The sequence below is a fragment of the Microbacterium sulfonylureivorans genome (assembly GCF_003999995.1).
In the GTDB taxonomy this organism is placed as follows: domain Bacteria; phylum Actinomycetota; class Actinomycetes; order Actinomycetales; family Microbacteriaceae; genus Microbacterium; species Microbacterium sulfonylureivorans.
The window spans coordinates 48,146-62,259 of the sequence record NZ_RJAD01000001.1 but is presented as its reverse complement, the minus strand read 5'-3'; the positions used below and the strand labels follow the sequence as shown (position 1 = coordinate 62,259).

At 69.6% G+C, this 14,114-nt stretch carries 15 protein-coding genes; all 15 read left to right on the top strand.

The genetic code is table 11. The features are described from left to right. The first annotated feature begins 65 nt into the window (after positions 1-65). The 15 genes from EER34_RS00305 (at position 66) to EER34_RS00235 (ending at position 14,091) form a co-directional block, all read left to right on the top strand. Entirely contained in the window at positions 66-875 is an 810-nt protein-coding gene (locus EER34_RS00305; protein WP_205791289.1) for a thymidylate synthase, read from the top strand. Beyond that, complete coding sequence (locus EER34_RS00300; protein WP_127472605.1) at positions 872-1,384, top strand: dihydrofolate reductase; 513 nt, start codon at positions 872-874, stop codon at positions 1,382-1,384. The genes EER34_RS00305 and EER34_RS00300 overlap by 4 nt, the downstream gene beginning before the upstream one ends. 10 nt (positions 1,385-1,394) lie before the next feature. Continuing rightward, positions 1,395-2,159, top strand: a complete 765-nt coding sequence (locus EER34_RS00295; RefSeq protein WP_127472604.1) for an SDR family NAD(P)-dependent oxidoreductase — start codon at positions 1,395-1,397, stop codon at positions 2,157-2,159. Between the two features lie 53 nt (positions 2,160-2,212). After that, on the top strand, positions 2,213-3,190 hold the full coding sequence (dapA, locus tag EER34_RS00290; protein ID WP_127472603.1) for a 4-hydroxy-tetrahydrodipicolinate synthase: 978 nt from the start codon (positions 2,213-2,215) through the stop codon (positions 3,188-3,190). A gap of 79 nt (positions 3,191-3,269) precedes the next feature. Beyond that, positions 3,270-4,946 (top strand): ribonuclease J, encoded by a 1,677-nt coding sequence (locus tag EER34_RS00285; protein ID WP_127472602.1) that lies wholly within the window; start codon positions 3,270-3,272, stop codon positions 4,944-4,946. Between the two features lie 68 nt (positions 4,947-5,014). Then, a complete protein-coding gene (locus EER34_RS00280) occupies positions 5,015-5,509 on the top strand; it encodes a GNAT family N-acetyltransferase (protein ID WP_127472601.1) in 495 nt (164 codons plus the stop codon). Positions 5,510-5,583: 74 nt separating this feature from the next. Then, a complete protein-coding gene (locus tag EER34_RS00275; protein WP_127472600.1) occupies positions 5,584-8,262 on the top strand; it encodes an FtsK/SpoIIIE family DNA translocase in 2,679 nt (892 codons plus the stop codon). A 27-nt stretch (positions 8,263-8,289) separates the two neighbouring features. Beyond that, the gene (gene pgsA / locus EER34_RS00270; RefSeq protein WP_127472599.1) at positions 8,290-8,862 is read left to right on the top strand and encodes a CDP-diacylglycerol--glycerol-3-phosphate 3-phosphatidyltransferase; all 573 of its coding nucleotides are present in this window, start codon (positions 8,290-8,292) and stop codon (positions 8,860-8,862) included. Continuing rightward, on the top strand, positions 8,859-9,335 hold the full coding sequence (locus EER34_RS00265) for a CinA family protein (protein WP_127472598.1): 477 nt from the start codon (positions 8,859-8,861) through the stop codon (positions 9,333-9,335). The genes pgsA and EER34_RS00265 overlap by 4 nt, the downstream gene beginning before the upstream one ends. A 146-nt stretch (positions 9,336-9,481) precedes the next feature. Next, on the top strand, positions 9,482-9,790 hold the full coding sequence (locus EER34_RS00260; protein ID WP_018172206.1) for a helix-turn-helix domain-containing protein: 309 nt from the start codon (positions 9,482-9,484) through the stop codon (positions 9,788-9,790). Positions 9,791-9,815: 25 nt separating this feature from the next. After that, positions 9,816-10,040, top strand: coding sequence for a DUF3046 domain-containing protein (locus EER34_RS00255; protein ID WP_127472597.1), 225 nt, complete (start codon positions 9,816-9,818; stop codon positions 10,038-10,040). A 237-nt stretch (positions 10,041-10,277) separates the two neighbouring features. After that, positions 10,278-11,330 carry a recombinase RecA gene (recA, locus tag EER34_RS00250; protein ID WP_127472596.1) on the top strand — a complete coding sequence of 351 codons (1,053 nt, stop codon included), beginning with the start codon at positions 10,278-10,280 and terminating at the stop codon, positions 11,328-11,330. Position 11,331: 1 nt separating this feature from the next. Further along, complete coding sequence (locus EER34_RS00245) at positions 11,332-12,183, top strand: regulatory protein RecX (protein WP_127472595.1); 852 nt, start codon at positions 11,332-11,334, stop codon at positions 12,181-12,183. 112 nt (positions 12,184-12,295) lie between these two features. Beyond that, a complete protein-coding gene (locus EER34_RS00240; RefSeq protein ID WP_127472594.1) occupies positions 12,296-13,216 on the top strand; it encodes an ABC transporter ATP-binding protein in 921 nt (306 codons plus the stop codon). Further along, positions 13,213-14,091 (top strand): ABC transporter permease, encoded by an 879-nt coding sequence (locus EER34_RS00235; RefSeq protein WP_127472593.1) that lies wholly within the window; start codon positions 13,213-13,215, stop codon positions 14,089-14,091. The genes EER34_RS00240 and EER34_RS00235 overlap by 4 nt, the downstream gene beginning before the upstream one ends. The last annotated feature ends 23 nt before the right edge of the window (positions 14,092-14,114 follow it).

Here is a 14,114-nt window from a genome sequence, read left to right as displayed (position 1 = left end):
GCGCGGTGGCGCGCGTCCGCGAGCCGGGGGTCTGGGGCGGAGCCCCAGAAGGTATCGTGGCAGCCGTGACGACGGCGATCCCCACCCCCTACGAGGACCTCCTGCGAGACGTGCTCGAGCACGGCACCCACAAGGACGATCGCACGGGCACCGGCACGACCAGCTCGTTCGGGCGCCAGATCCGCTTCGACCTTTCAGAAGGCTTCCCGCTCATCACGACGAAGCGGGTGCACTTCAAGTCGATCGCCTACGAGCTGCTGTGGTTCCTCCGCGGCGAGTCGAACGTGCGCTGGCTGCAGGAGAACGGCGTGACGATCTGGGACGAATGGGCAGACGCCGAGGGCGAGCTCGGGCCCGTCTACGGTGTTCAGTGGCGCTCGTGGCCGACGCCCGGCGGCGCGCACATCGATCAGATCTCGCTCGTGCTCGACCAGATCCGCGCGAACCCCGACTCGCGGCGCCTGCTGGTGTCGGCATGGAATCCCGCCGACATCCCCGACATGGCGCTCGCACCGTGCCACGCGCTGTTCCAGTTCTACGTCGCCGACGGAAAGCTGTCGTGCCAGCTCTACCAGCGCAGCGCCGACCTGTTCCTCGGCGTCCCTTTCAACATCGCGTCCTACGCGCTGCTCACGCTCATGGTGGCCCAGCAGGCCGGCCTCGAGCCGGGCGACTTCGTCTGGACGGGCGGCGACTGCCACATCTACGACAACCACGTCGAGCAGGTCCGCGAGCAGCTCACCCGCACGCCGTACCCGTACCCGACCTTCCGATTCGCGAGGAAGCCGGATTCGCTCTTCGACTACACGTACGAGGACTTCGTGATCGAGGACTACCAGCACCACCCGGCGATCCGCGGGGCGGTCGCGGTATGACCGCACGCATCGGCCTGGTCTGGGCCGAGGCGAAGGGCGGCGTGATCGGCGCGGGCGGCGGCATGCCGTGGCACGTCCCCGAAGACCTCGCGCACTTCAAGGCTGTCACGTCGGGTTCGCCCGTCGTCATGGGCCGAAAGACGTGGGAATCGCTCCCCGAGCGATTCCGTCCGCTGCCCGGCCGGCGCAACATCGTCGTGACGCGCGGCGAGGACTGGTCCGCCGACGGCGCTGAGCGAGCGGCGTCGCTCGGCGCGGCGCTGACGGCGGCGACGGATGCCGAGCCCCCGGAGTGGGTCTGGATCATCGGCGGCGGCGAGCTGTTCCGCGAGGGCATCGCGGCCGCAGACCGGCTCGAGGTGACCGAGCTCGACCTCGCGGTCGACGGCGACACGTTCGCCCCCGATCGCTCGGGGTGGCGTGTCGCCGAGATCGAGCCCATCGACGGATGGCACACGTCGAGCAGCGGCATCCGCTATCGGTTCCTCACCCTCGCCCGCGCGTCCTAGGCTGTCGCGCATGGCGAAGACGGCTTTGATCACGGGCGCGAGCTCGGGCCTCGGGGCGGAGTACGCACGGCAGCTCGCGGCGAAGGGCGCCGACCTCGTGCTGGTCGCACGCGACCGCGACGCGCTCGACGAACTGGCGCGGCAGCTGCGCGCCACGCACCGCGTAGCGGTCGAGATCATGGCCGTCGACCTGCTCAAGCCACGCCAGCGGGGCAAGGTCGAGCAGCGTCTCGCCGACGAGTCGCGACCGATCGAGATCCTCATCAACAACGCCGGGTTCGGCCTGCCGCTGGCGTTCGAGCGCAACGACATCGACGACGAGGTGCGGCACCTCGATCTCCACGTCGAGGTGCCGATGCGCCTCACCCATGCGGCGCTCGCTCCGATGCTGGCGCGCGGCCACGGGCGGATCCTCAACGTCGCGTCCGTCGCGGCGTTCATCCCGCGGTCGACGTACGGTGCGTGCAAGGGCTGGCTCGTGAGCTTCAGCCGGTGGGCGAACCTCCGCTATGCGCCGCGCGGAGTCACGGTGACGGCGGTCTGCCCGGGCTATACGCACACGAACTTCCATGAGCGGATGGGTCTCGCGCCGGGCAAGGAGGGCGTGGCCGACCTCATGTGGCTCGATGCCCGGGTCGTCGTGGCCGAGTCCCTGCGCGACGCAGGACGCCGCAAGGCGGTGTCGGTGCCGTCCTGGCGCTACAAGGCGCTGACCACGATCGCCCGCTTCGCGCCGCCTTCGCTCGCGGCGCGGATCGGTGAGAGCGGTCGCTGATCGCCGCGCGGCCGGCGGCGGCGCGGGACGCGGCATCCCGATAACCTGAAGGCATGACGCATACGGGCAATCCTTTCGGACAGGTGCTCGTCGCGCTCGTCACTCCGATGACGGCCGACGGCGAGGTCGATTGGCCCGCGGTCGAGAAGCACATCGACGACGTCATCACCGCGGGAGCCGACGGCATCGTCGTCACGGGCACCACGGGCGAGACGTCGACCCTCACCGATGCCGAGAAGATCCGACTCGTCGAGGTCGGCAAGGATGTCGCGGCCGGCCGCGCACGGATCATCACCGGCGGCGGCTCCAACGAGACCGCGCACGCGATCGAGCTCTACAAGGCCAGCGAGCAGGCCGGCGCCGACGGCATCATGATCGTCACGCCGTACTACAACAAGCCGACGCAGGCGGGCATCCTCACGCACTTCCGGCTCGTCGCGGACGCCACCGACCTGCCGGTGATCCTCTACGACATCCCGGGGCGCACGGGCGTGCCCATCCGCTACGAGACGATCCTGCGCCTCGCGAAGCACCCGAACATCCTCGCGATCAAAGACGCGAAGGGCGACTTCAGCGAGGTCAGCCGGGTGCTGAACCAGACCGACCTGATGTACTTCTCCGGCGACGACGCCAACGTCCTTCCGCACCTCGCGATCGGCGCGACCGGTCTCATCGGCGTGACGGCGAACATCGCCGCTCAGCCGTACCGGGTGATCGTGGACGCCGTGAATCGCGGCGACCTCGCGGCGGCGACCGCCGCGCACATGCAGCTCGAGCCGCTCGTGCGCGCGGTCATGACCCACGTCCCCGGCACCGTCTCGGCGAAGTACATCCTGCACGGCCTCGGCCGCATCGGGAGCCCGCGCGTGCGCCTGCCCCTGGTCGGCCCCGAGGAGTGGGAGGCCGCGAAGATCGAGGACGAGCTCGCGCTCGTCACCGACGTGCCCGGCGCCGACTTCTCCAACTTCCGTCCCGACCGCAACGCCGCTGCCGGCGGCGCCCTGCCGAAGGTGTCCGGCACCACGAGATGACAAACGCACGCCGCCGCGCCGTGAACGGGCGGCGGTGTGACAAGCGAGGGGATGCCGCGGCATCCCGAGGAGGCTGACCATGCCCACCACCCCGTTCGATCCGCCCGCCCTCGAGCCGGGGACGCTGCGGGTCACCCCGCTCGGCGGTCTCGGCGAAGTCGGCCGCAACATGACCGTGTTCGAGTACGGCGGCAAGCTGCTCATCGTCGACTGCGGCGTGCTCTTCCCCGAGGAGCACCAGCCCGGCGTCGACCTGATCCTGCCCGACTTCGAGCCGATCAAGGGCCGCCTCGACGACATCGTCGGCGTGATGCTCACGCACGGTCACGAGGACCACATCGGCGCGGTGCCGTACCTGCTCAAGCTGAAGGCCGACATCCCGATCGTCGGCTCGGGGCTCACGCTCGCCCTGACGGAGGCGAAGCTCAAGGAGCACCGCATCAAGCCGTACAGCCTGACGGTGACCGAGGGGCAGCGCGAGAACCTCGGGCCGTTCGAGCTCGAGTTCATCGCGGTGAACCACTCCATCCCCGACGCGCTCGCCGTCGCGATCCGCACGCCCGCCGGCCTCGTGCTGGCGACCGGCGACTTCAAGATGGACCAGCTGCCGCTCGACGGCCGCCTGACCGACCTGCGCGCGTTCGCCCGGCTCGGCGAGGAGGGCGTCGACATGTTCCTCGTCGACTCCACGAACGCCGACGTTCCCGGCTTCACGCCCCTCGAGCGCTCGATCGGTCCGGTGCTCGACCAGGTGATCGCCAAGGCCCCGCGCCGCGTCATCGTCGCGAGCTTCTCCAGCCACGTCCACCGCGTGCAGCAGGTGCTGGATGCCGCGGCCGCCCACGGGCGCCGGGTGGCGCTCCTCGGGCGCAGCATGCTCCGCAACATGACGATCGCAGAGGACCTCGGCTACCTCAATGTCCCCGAGGGCGTGCTCATCGACTACAAGAAGGCGCGCGACCTGCCCGACGACCGGATCGTCTACATGTCGACCGGATCCCAGGGCGAGCCGATGGCCGTGCTCAGTCGCATGGCGAACCTCGACCACGCGATCGAGCCCGGTGAGGGCGACACCGTGATCCTGGCGTCGAGCCTCATCCCGGGAAACGAGAACGCCGTCTACCGCGTCATCGACGGACTGACGAAGCTCGGTGCGAACGTGGTCCACAAGGGCAACGCGAAGGTGCACGTCTCGGGCCACGCCGCCGCCGGCGAGCTGCTGTACTGCTACAACATCCTCAAGCCGAGGAACGTTCTGCCGATCCACGGCGAGTACCGGCACCTGATGGCGAACGCGCGTCTCGCGCAGGACACCGGGATCGACCCTGAGCGGACGATCCTCGCTGAGAACGGGACCGTCATCGACCTCAAGGACGGCGATGCGCGCGTGGTCGGCCAGCTCGATCTCGGCTTCGTCTACGTCGACGGCTCGACCGTGGGCGAACTCACCGACGCCGACCTGAAGGACCGCCGCGTCCTCGGCGAGGAGGGCTTCATCTCCGTGATCGTCGTGGTCGACGCCTCGACGGGCAAGATCATCTCCGGCCCCGAGATCCACGCGCGCGGCTTCGCCGAGGACGACGCGGTGTTCGACGCGGTCAAGCCGAAGATCGCCGCGGCGCTGACCGAGGCGGCGAAGAGCGGTGTGCGCGACCAGCACGCGCTGTCGCAGATCGTCCGTCGCACCATCGGGCGCTGGGTGAACCAGTCGCTCCGGCGTCGCCCGATGATCGTGCCGCTCGTCATCGAGGCGTAGCGGGAGAGCGGATGCCTCGCCCCGACACACGGGACGAAGCATCCGCTCGCCGTCGCTAAACTCGCGGCATGCCCGCCTCGTTCAGCGTCCGCCCCGCCACGCAGGCCGACGGCGCGTTCCTGGGCGACATGGTCGTGGAAGCGGCGAACTGGCGCCCCGGCGCCGCTCGTCCCAAGCACGAGCTGATCACCGGCTCGGACCACAGCCGGTACGTCTCGGGGTGGATGCAGCCCAGCGACGCGGGCTTCATCGCGGAGGACGCCAACGGCGCCCCGATCGGGGCCGCCTGGTACCGGATGCTGTCGCGCACCGACCCCGGTTTCGGCTACATCGGCACCGGCGTGCCGGAGCTCATCATCGGCGTGCGCCCCATCTGGCGCGCCCACGGCGTCGGCCGGGCCCTGCTCCAGCGCCTGTGCGATAACGCGCGCACGCAGGGCTTCGCACGCATCAGCCTGAGCGTCGAACGCGGCAACTTCGCCTCGACGCTGTACCGCAGCGAGGGCTTCGCCGTGGTCGAGGCCGGCCACGGGCGCGACACCATGGTCAAGCGCCTGCGCTGACGGGAGGCGTTCCAGCGCGCCGTTGTGCCGCGTGGTTCCGCGGAAAAGTCGGAGGCGCGGCTTACCGTGGAGGAATGGCCAGGAGCACCAGCCCGACCAAGAGCGGTCGCACGCCGTCGCGCGCATCGTCGTCGTCGCGCGCCAAGAAGCCGGAACCGGCACCCAAGAAGTACGTCGGCGACTCCGACCGGCCGCCCGTGATCGTGCGCGCCTGGCTCGGCCTCGCCCATGCGACGGGAGGGCTCTTCCGCGCCTTCGGCCCCGAGACGCTCGAGAAGGACCAGCGCCGCGACGGCTTCCCGTTCCTGCTCGTCCTGCTCGCGATCGCGGGCGCCGTCAACGAGTGGTTCTTCATCGGCAACGAGGTCGCCGCGACCATCAGCGCGTACACCGTCGGCGGTCTCATCGGCCGCGAGGCGTTCATCCTGCCGGTCCTGCTGCTGTTCCTCGCAGGGTGGATGTTCCGCCACCCGTCGTCCGTGCACGACAACGGGCGCATCGGCATCGGATTCGGTCTGCTCGTCCTCACGATCGCGGGCTTCTGCCACGTCGCCGGCGGCCGTCCGCAGCCCAGCGAGGGTCTGCCTGCGCTGAGCGAAGCGGGCGGCCTGTTCGGCTGGATGCTCGCCGAGCCGCTGGCGATCGTCCTCACCGACGTCGGCGCGTACATCGTGCTGTCGCTCCTGGCCGTCCTCAGCATCCTGATCATCACCAAGACGCCCCCCAATCGCATCGGCCGCCGCCTCGGCGAGCTCTACGCGTGGATGTTCGGCGCCGAACCGCGCCCCGAGCAGACGCCGGCGGATGCCGCGACTCCGGCTGCGGCCGACGACGGCGACCCCGCGCTGCCGTGGTGGCGTCGCAACAGGACGGGCCGGGAGGAGGATCCCGACGGCGGCCTCGCCTCCGACGACCTCACGTCGCTGCTGCCCCCGGGCTCCGTCGTGGGCGGGTTCGACCAGGTGCTCGAGCCGCCGACGCCCCCGGCGCCGGTCGCGACGGACGCGCTGACCGAGATCATCGACCCGACCGTCCTGACGGCTGCGAAGGCGGCGACGTCGTCGGGCACCTCGCTGCGCGACGACAGCGAGGATCCGCTGGAAGACGGGCTGCTGCCCGGACTGTCCGGCATCGGATCGGATGCCGCGCACTCGGCGCCGACGGCCCCGTACCGACTGCCCTCGGTGACCGCGCTCGCCCAGGGCACGCCGCATGTCGCGCGGTCACAGGCGAACGACGACACCGTCAAGGCCATCACCAGCGTGCTCGACCAGTTCTCGGTCGACGCCCGCGTCACCGGCTTCTCGCGCGGTCCGACCGTCACCCAGTACGAGATCTCGCTGGGCCCCGGTGTCAAGGTCGAGCGCATCACGGCGCTCACGAACAACATCGCGTACGCGGTCGCCTCGAACGAGGTGCGCATCCTCGCGCCGATCCCGGGCAAGAGCGCCATCGGCGTCGAGATCCCGAACACCGACCGCGAGATCGTCACGCTCGGCGACGTCCTGCGCTCGCAGAACGCCCAGCAGTCGACACATCCGATGACGATCGGGGTCGGCAAGGACGTCGGCGGCGGCTACGTGGTTGCGAACCTCGCGAAGATGCCTCACCTGCTCGTCGCCGGATCCACCGGATCGGGCAAGTCGAGCTTCGTCAACTCGATGATCACGAGCCTCCTGATGCGCGCGAAGCCGGCCGACGTGCGCATGGTGCTCATCGACCCCAAGCGCGTCGAGCTCACGTCGTACGCCGGCGTGCCCCATCTGATCACGCCCATCATCACGAACCCGAAGAAGGCCGCTGAGGCGCTCCAGTGGGTCGTGAAGGAGATGGACATGAGGTACGACGACCTCGCGTCCTTCGGCTTCCGGCACATCGACGACTTCAACCGCGCGGTCGTCGCCGGAGAGGTCAAGCTGCCGGTCGGCAGCGAGCGGGTCCTCAAGCCCTACCCCTACCTGCTCGTCGTCGTCGACGAGCTCGCCGACCTCATGATGGTCGCTCCGCGCGATGTCGAGGACTCGATCGTGCGCATCACCCAGCTGGCCCGAGCGAGCGGCATCCATCTGGTCCTCGCCACCCAGCGACCGTCGGTCGACGTCGTGACGGGCCTCATCAAGGCGAACGTCCCGTCGCGCCTCGCCTTCGCGGTGACGAGCGTCACCGACTCCCGAGTCATCCTCGACCAGCCGGGCGCCGATCGGCTCATCGGCCAGGGCGACGCCCTCTTCCTGCCCATGGGCGCCTCCAAGGCGCTGCGTGTCCAGGGCGCGTGGGTGAGCGAGCAGGAGATCGAGAAGGTCGTCAAGCACGTCACCGCCCAAGCCCGGCCGGAGTACCGGCCAGACGTGGCCGTCGCCGCCGAGAAGAAGGAGATCGACGCCGACATCGGCGACGACCTGGAGCTGCTCCTCGCCGCGACCGAACTCGTCGTGTCGACGCAGTTCGGCTCCACCTCGATGCTGCAGCGCAAGCTGCGCGTGGGCTTCGCGAAGGCCGGACGCCTCATGGATCTCCTCGAGTCGCGCGAGATCGTCGGCCCCTCCGAGGGCTCGAAGGCCCGCGACGTCCTGGTGACGGTCGAGCAGCTTCCCGCGATCCTGGCCCGCCTGCGCGGCGAGGACGTGCCCGGCGACGCGTCGACGGGCGGCGACCCGTACGGCGCCGACGCGGTCGACTCCCAGTTCGACGGCTACCCCGTGGTCGAGAGCGAGGGAGACGAGGACGCCTGGGGCTTGACGGGCCGCGACTGACCGCAGCCCAGCGATAGGCTCGGGCGCATGGCGATCCCGCGGCAGCTCCCCAACATCATCACCGTCGTGCGCATCCTCTGCGCGCCGGTGTTCCTGTGGATGCTGCTCGCCGACGGCGGAGCCGACGGACCGCTGCGATGGTGGGCGGCGGTGCTGTTCATCGTCGCGATCGCGACCGACGGGATCGACGGCTGGCTGGCCCGGCGCTACGAGATCGTCACCGACCTCGGCAAGCTGCTCGACCCGCTGGCCGACAAGATCCTGACCGGCTTCGCGTTCATCGGGCTGTCGATCCTCGGCGAGCTGGACTGGTGGATCACGATCATCGTGCTCGTCCGCGAGGTCGGCATCACCGTCCACCGTTTCGTCGTCGCGAGCGACCACGTGGTCGCGGCGGCCTGGATGGGGAAGCTCAAGACCCTGGCGCAGGGCGTCGCGCTCTCGCTCGCGCTGCTTCCGCTCTGGACGATCGTCGGCGACTGGATCTTCTGGGTGAACGGCGTCACGATGACGATCGCCGTCGTGCTGACGATCGCGAGCGGCATCGACTACGTCGTCACCGCGGTCCGCGCCGCGCGCAAGGCCAAGGGACCGGTGTGACCCTCGCCGCCGATGTCCTCGAGGCCCTCGGAAGCCGTGGCTGGACGATCGGCACAGCGGAATCCCTCACCGGGGGCCTGGTGATCGCGACGCTCGTCGACGTTCCCGGGGCATCGGCCCACGTCCGGGGAGGAGTGGTCGCGTACGCGACCGATCTGAAGGCGGCCGCGCTCGGCGTCGATCAGGACCTCCTCGACCGAGCCGGATCCGTCGACGCCACCGTGGCCCAGCAGATGGCGGAGGGTGCGCGGCGGGTGCTGGGCGCCGACGTCGGCGTCTCGACGACCGGCGTGGCGGGCCCGGACCCGCAGGACGGGCTGCCGGTCGGCACGGTCTTCATCGCGGTGTCCACGCCGTCGGGTGGTGCCGTCCGGGCGCTGCGACTGGCCGGCTCTCGCGGCGCGATCCGCGCATCGACGGTCGACAGCGCGCTTGAACTGGTTCTGGGCGAACTCCGAGCCGCGGCCGTGTGACGGCGGGAACAGACCGTGTTTCTTCTCGGTTACATTCGGTGATTCCCACCCATTCCCCAGTTCTCGGGATTAGATTGGCATCAACCGGTGCTGTACTGTTGTCCACCCGGACAGCGGCGGAATCAGAAGTGAGGAGGGGGCCCACAATGATCCTGGTACGTCAAGAAATCGGCGAAGTGCTTCGTGATTTCCGCCAGCAGAAGGGTCGCACCCTCCGTCAGGTCGCGAGCCGCGCGAGTGTCGCCCTCGGCTATCTGAGCGAGGTGGAGCGCGGCCAGAAGGAAGCGTCCAGCGAGATCCTCGCGTCAGTCGCAGAGGCGCTCGATGTGCCGATCTCGATCATCATGCGTGAGGTCGGCGACCGCATCTCGGTGCTCGAGGGGCTGCAGACCTTCCCCGATGTCGTCCCCGACGACCTCGTGGCCTCCGTCGACGCCGAGCTGTCGCTGCGCTGACACGCGGTTCCGACTTCCCATCGCTATGAGGCGCAGTGAGTTCGATCGCGCCGTGCGCGATGAGTTCGGAGCCGGCGCGGGAGGCCTCATCGTAGACCTCGTGCTGGCGAGTCTCGGTTCGCGAACGGCCGCTCAGGCGCTGGACGGCGGGGTTCCGCCGCGCGATGTCTGGCTCGCGCTGTGCGAGGAGATGGATGTCCCGGCCGAGCGTCGCTACGGCGCAGGACGCCTCGAGCCCAAGCGCGGCTGACGCCTTTTCGGTCCGGCGTGTCGTCGAAGATCTGTTCGACTACCGCGTAGGCTCCTGCACAGCAGGTGTCGAGAGCGTGTCTCTCCACGACGGGAGCGGAGCGAAGACGGATGTCGGAGCCCGCCCCTAGCGTGATCCACGTCGAACGACACCTCACGCCTTGTCGCAGCATCCGTCCCACCGGGGTCGGAGCGCGACAGCCTACAGGCGACGGAACGCGAGCATTAGGAGCACGTCATGCCCTCAGCAGTTGACCGCGAGAAGGCCCTGGAGTCGGCCCTCGCCCAGATCGACCGTCAGTTCGGAAAGGGCTCGGTCATGCGGCTGGGCAGCGATGAGCGTGCACCCGTCGAGGTCGTCCCCACCGGGTCGATCGCGCTGGACGTCGCCCTCGGCATCGGAGGCCTTCCCCGTGGCCGCATCATCGAGATCTACGGCCCGGAGTCGTCGGGTAAGACGACGCTCACCCTGCATGCGATCGCCAACGCGCAGCGCGCCGGCGGCATCGCCGCGTTCATCGACGCCGAGCACGCGCTCGACCCCGATTACGCGCAGAAGCTCGGCGTCGACATCGATGCCCTGCTCGTGTCGCAGCCCGACACCGGTGAGCAGGCGCTCGAGATCGCCGACATGCTCGTGCGCTCCGGCGCGATCGACCTCATCGTGATCGACTCGGTCGCCGCCCTGGTGCCCAAGGCCGAGATCGAGGGCGAGATGGGCGACTCGCACGTCGGTCTGCAGGCGCGCCTCATGTCACAGGCGCTCCGCAAGCTCACGGGTGGTCTCAACCAGACCAACACCACGATGATCTTCATCAACCAGCTGCGCGAGAAGATCGGCGTGTTCTTCGGCTCGCCCGAGACCACGGCCGGTGGAAAGGCGCTGAAGTTCTATGCGTCCGTGCGCCTCGACATCCGTCGCATCGAGACGCTCAAGGACGGCACCGACGCGGTCGGAAACCGCACGCGCGTCAAGGTCGTCAAGAACAAGATGGCGCCGCCGTTCAAGCAGGCCGAGTTCGACATCCTCTACGGGGTCGGCATCTCGCGCGAAGGAAGCCTCATCGACTTCGGCGTCGAGCACGGCATCGTGAAGAAGTCCGGCGCCTGGTACACCTACGACGGAGAGCAGCTCGGCCAGGGCAAGGAGAACGCCCGCAACTTCCTCCTCAAGAACGCAGATGTCGCGGCCGACATCGAGTCGAAGATCAAGGTCAAGCTCGGCATCGGGCAGCCCAAGGTCGTCGAGGTCCCGGCCTCCGACGAGCTGGCCGCGCGCCGCCCGGCCTGACATGAGCACGGAGAACGGGGGCGAGCGGGATCGCCTCGCCCCCGTCATCCCGCTGTTCGGCGGACCGGTGCCCGAGCGGCCGGAGACCGCGGCGCGGGCGCTGGAGACGCCCTACTCCAGGCCCCCGGAGTCCGTCCGGGACGACGATCCCGTTGTCGAGGCAGCCGTCGCCGAGATCACCGCGGCCATCGATCGGGCGCGCGAGCGTCGATCCGCCGCGCCCGACAGAGCGTCGCGCACAGGCGGCGAGGTCACGGCGCTCGCGTCCGATCACCTGTCCGCCGACCGGTCAGCGGACGAGCGGTGGCATCCGACCTGGGCCACGGATCGACGGGGAATCACAGACGACGCTGTCGCTGAAGCTCCGAACGTCGAGCTCGCGGAGAAGGCGCTCCTCAAGAAGCTGCGCACCCGATCGCTGTCGGTGTCCGAAGCGCGCGGCGTCCTGCGCGAGTTCGACCTCGATGCCGGCGCGACCGAGCACGTGATCGCGTCGATGGACGAGTACGGCTACCTCGACGACGCGGCGCTGGCCGATCAGCTCATCCACGCCGGCGTCGACCGCAAAGGTCAGGGCCGCCAGGTGATCGCACAGACCCTGGCGAAGCGCGGCATCCCGCGAGACATCGCCGACGCGGCATTGGCCTCGCTGCCCGACGACGACTTCGAGCGCGCCCTCGAGTTCGCACGCGGCAAGGCGCGTTCGCTTCGGAGCCTCGACCGCGACACGGCGCTGCGGCGCCTGAGCGGACAGCTCGCGCGTCGCGGGTACGGCGGATCGATCGCATCGTCGGCCGCGCGCGCGGCGCTCGACGAGAGCCCCGGCGGATCGAGCGGGGTCAGATTCCGCTGAGCGGACCGCCGCGGCGCAGGGAATCGCCCCGCGGTGCGGGCGCCACAGGCGTCCCGGTATGGCGCCGGGGCAGGCTGACGATATGGTCGGATCGGGAGCGGAGGGAGCCGGCATGGCGATCGAGGTCCAGGGTCTGACCAAGCGCTACCGCGAGAAGGTCGCCGTCGACGACATCTCGTTCTCGGTGGCGGACGGAGGTGTCTTCGCATTCGTCGGAACCAACGGCGCGGGCAAGTCGACGACGATCGGATGCCTCACGACCGTGCTGCCCTTCGACGCGGGGACCGTCGTCGTGAACGGCCACGACGTCCGCCATGATGGCGACCGCGTGCGCGAGTCGATCGGCGTCGTGTTCCAGGAGTCACTGCTCGATCCGCTGCTGACCGCGCGCGAGAATCTGCGGTTGCGCGGCCGCCTGTCGCGCATCGCGCGCGAGCCGCTCGACACCCGGATCGGCAGCGTGTCCGCGCTCATCGGGCTCGACGGACTCCTCGACCAACGGTACGGGCGGCTGTCCGGTGGTCAGCGCCGGCGCGTCGACATCGCACGCGCACTCCTCCACGAGCCCGCCGTGCTGTTCCTCGACGAGCCCACCGCGGGGCTCGACCCCGGCAGCCGTGCGCTCGTCTGGCGGACGCTCCACGAGCTGAGTGCCCGGGGCGATCTCACGATCTTCCTGACCACGCACTATCTCGAAGAGACCGAGGAGGCTGCCCGCGTCTGCATCATCGACGAGGGCCGCATCGTCGCCGATGACACCCCCGCACGACTGCGGGCTCGTCACAGCCGCAGCATCCTGAGCATCACCACGAACGATCCCGAGACGCTCGCCGCATCGGCCCATGCGGTCGGCGCCGACCCTGTGCGCCACCGCGACGTCGTGGTGATCGGCGTCCCCGATGCCGATGTGGCTCGCGCGCTGCTCGCCGCCCACGGTGACCGAGTCCGCGACTTCGAGTTCCGGCACGGTCGCATGGACGATGTCTTCCTGACATTGACGGGAAAGTCGACCGCGGCAGAGGACGCGGCATGAGCGTCGTCTGGGCGATCGTCCATCGCAATCTGCAGCTCTTCTTCCGCGATCGACTCAACGTCTTCTTCTCCCTCCTGGGCGCGGTCATCCTGTTCGGCCTCTACACGCTGTTCCTCGGCAACCTCCAGACCGCGGGCCTCGCCGACTCGCTGCCCGGCGCGTCGACGGCCGAGGTGCAGGCTTTCGTCGACAGCTGGATGTTCGCGGGCATCGTGCTCATCACGACCGTGACGACGGGGCTCGGCGGGCTCGCCGTGCTCGTCGACGACGACCAGTCCGGGCGATTCCGCGACTTCCTCGTCTCGCCGCTCCGGCGCAGTCAGCTCGTGCTCGGCTACCTGCTGTCCGCCGTCGCCGTCGCCCTCGTGCTGTCGGTGTTCGTCCTGGCGGTCAGCATCCTCTATCTCGGCGTGCTGCGCGGAACGTGGCTCGGCCCAGCGGCGATCGTGCGCAGCCTTGCGATCGTCGTGCTCTCGTGCGTCGCTTTCACGGCGATCTCGGCGCTGATCGTCTCCTTCGTCCGCACCAACGGCGCGTTCTCGGGGCTGGCTACGATCGTCGGCACGGTGCTCGGCTTCGTCGCGGCGGCGTACATCCCGATCGGCGTCTTCCCCGAGGGCGTCGCCAACGTGGTCGCGGCGCTGCCGTTCGCGCAGGCGGGGATGCTGCTGCGCCGAGAGTTCTCGGACCAGACGATGGCCGTGATCACCGCCGATGCCCCAGGCGCCGAAGAACCCCTGCGCGCCATGTACGGACTGGACCTCTCCATCGGCGACTGGGGTGTCCCGGGGTGGTTCGTGATCGTCGTGCTGGTCGGCATCTCCCTCGTGTGCACCGCACTGTCCGCCGGACGCATGCGCGGCCGCATCCGGTGAGACCGCGGACGGCGCGGGCCGGT

What these genes read in the sequence shown, in the direction of transcription:
- EER34_RS00300 (WP_127472605.1), top strand. Translation starts at nt 872, where the DNA reads ATGACCGCACGCATCGGCCTGGTCTGGGCCGAGGCGAAGGGCGGCGTG.
- pgsA (WP_127472599.1), top strand. Translation starts at nt 8,290, where the DNA reads ATGGCGATCCCGCGGCAGCTCCCCAACATCATCACCGTCGTGCGCATC.
- EER34_RS00240 (WP_127472594.1), top strand. Translation starts at nt 12,296, where the DNA reads ATGGCGATCGAGGTCCAGGGTCTGACCAAGCGCTACCGCGAGAAGGTC.
- EER34_RS00275 (WP_127472600.1), top strand. Translation starts at nt 5,584, where the DNA reads ATGGCCAGGAGCACCAGCCCGACCAAGAGCGGTCGCACGCCGTCGCGC.
- EER34_RS00295 (WP_127472604.1), top strand. Translation starts at nt 1,395, where the DNA reads ATGGCGAAGACGGCTTTGATCACGGGCGCGAGCTCGGGCCTCGGGGCG.
- EER34_RS00285 (WP_127472602.1), top strand. Translation starts at nt 3,270, where the DNA reads ATGCCCACCACCCCGTTCGATCCGCCCGCCCTCGAGCCGGGGACGCTG.
- EER34_RS00245 (WP_127472595.1), top strand. Translation starts at nt 11,332, where the DNA reads ATGAGCACGGAGAACGGGGGCGAGCGGGATCGCCTCGCCCCCGTCATC.
- EER34_RS00255 (WP_127472597.1), top strand. Translation starts at nt 9,816, where the DNA reads ATGAGGCGCAGTGAGTTCGATCGCGCCGTGCGCGATGAGTTCGGAGCC.
- EER34_RS00235 (WP_127472593.1), top strand. Translation starts at nt 13,213, where the DNA reads ATGAGCGTCGTCTGGGCGATCGTCCATCGCAATCTGCAGCTCTTCTTC.
- EER34_RS00260 (WP_018172206.1), top strand. Translation starts at nt 9,482, where the DNA reads ATGATCCTGGTACGTCAAGAAATCGGCGAAGTGCTTCGTGATTTCCGC.
- recA (WP_127472596.1), top strand. Translation starts at nt 10,278, where the DNA reads ATGCCCTCAGCAGTTGACCGCGAGAAGGCCCTGGAGTCGGCCCTCGCC.
- dapA (WP_127472603.1), top strand. Translation starts at nt 2,213, where the DNA reads ATGACGCATACGGGCAATCCTTTCGGACAGGTGCTCGTCGCGCTCGTC.
- EER34_RS00280 (WP_127472601.1), top strand. Translation starts at nt 5,015, where the DNA reads ATGCCCGCCTCGTTCAGCGTCCGCCCCGCCACGCAGGCCGACGGCGCG.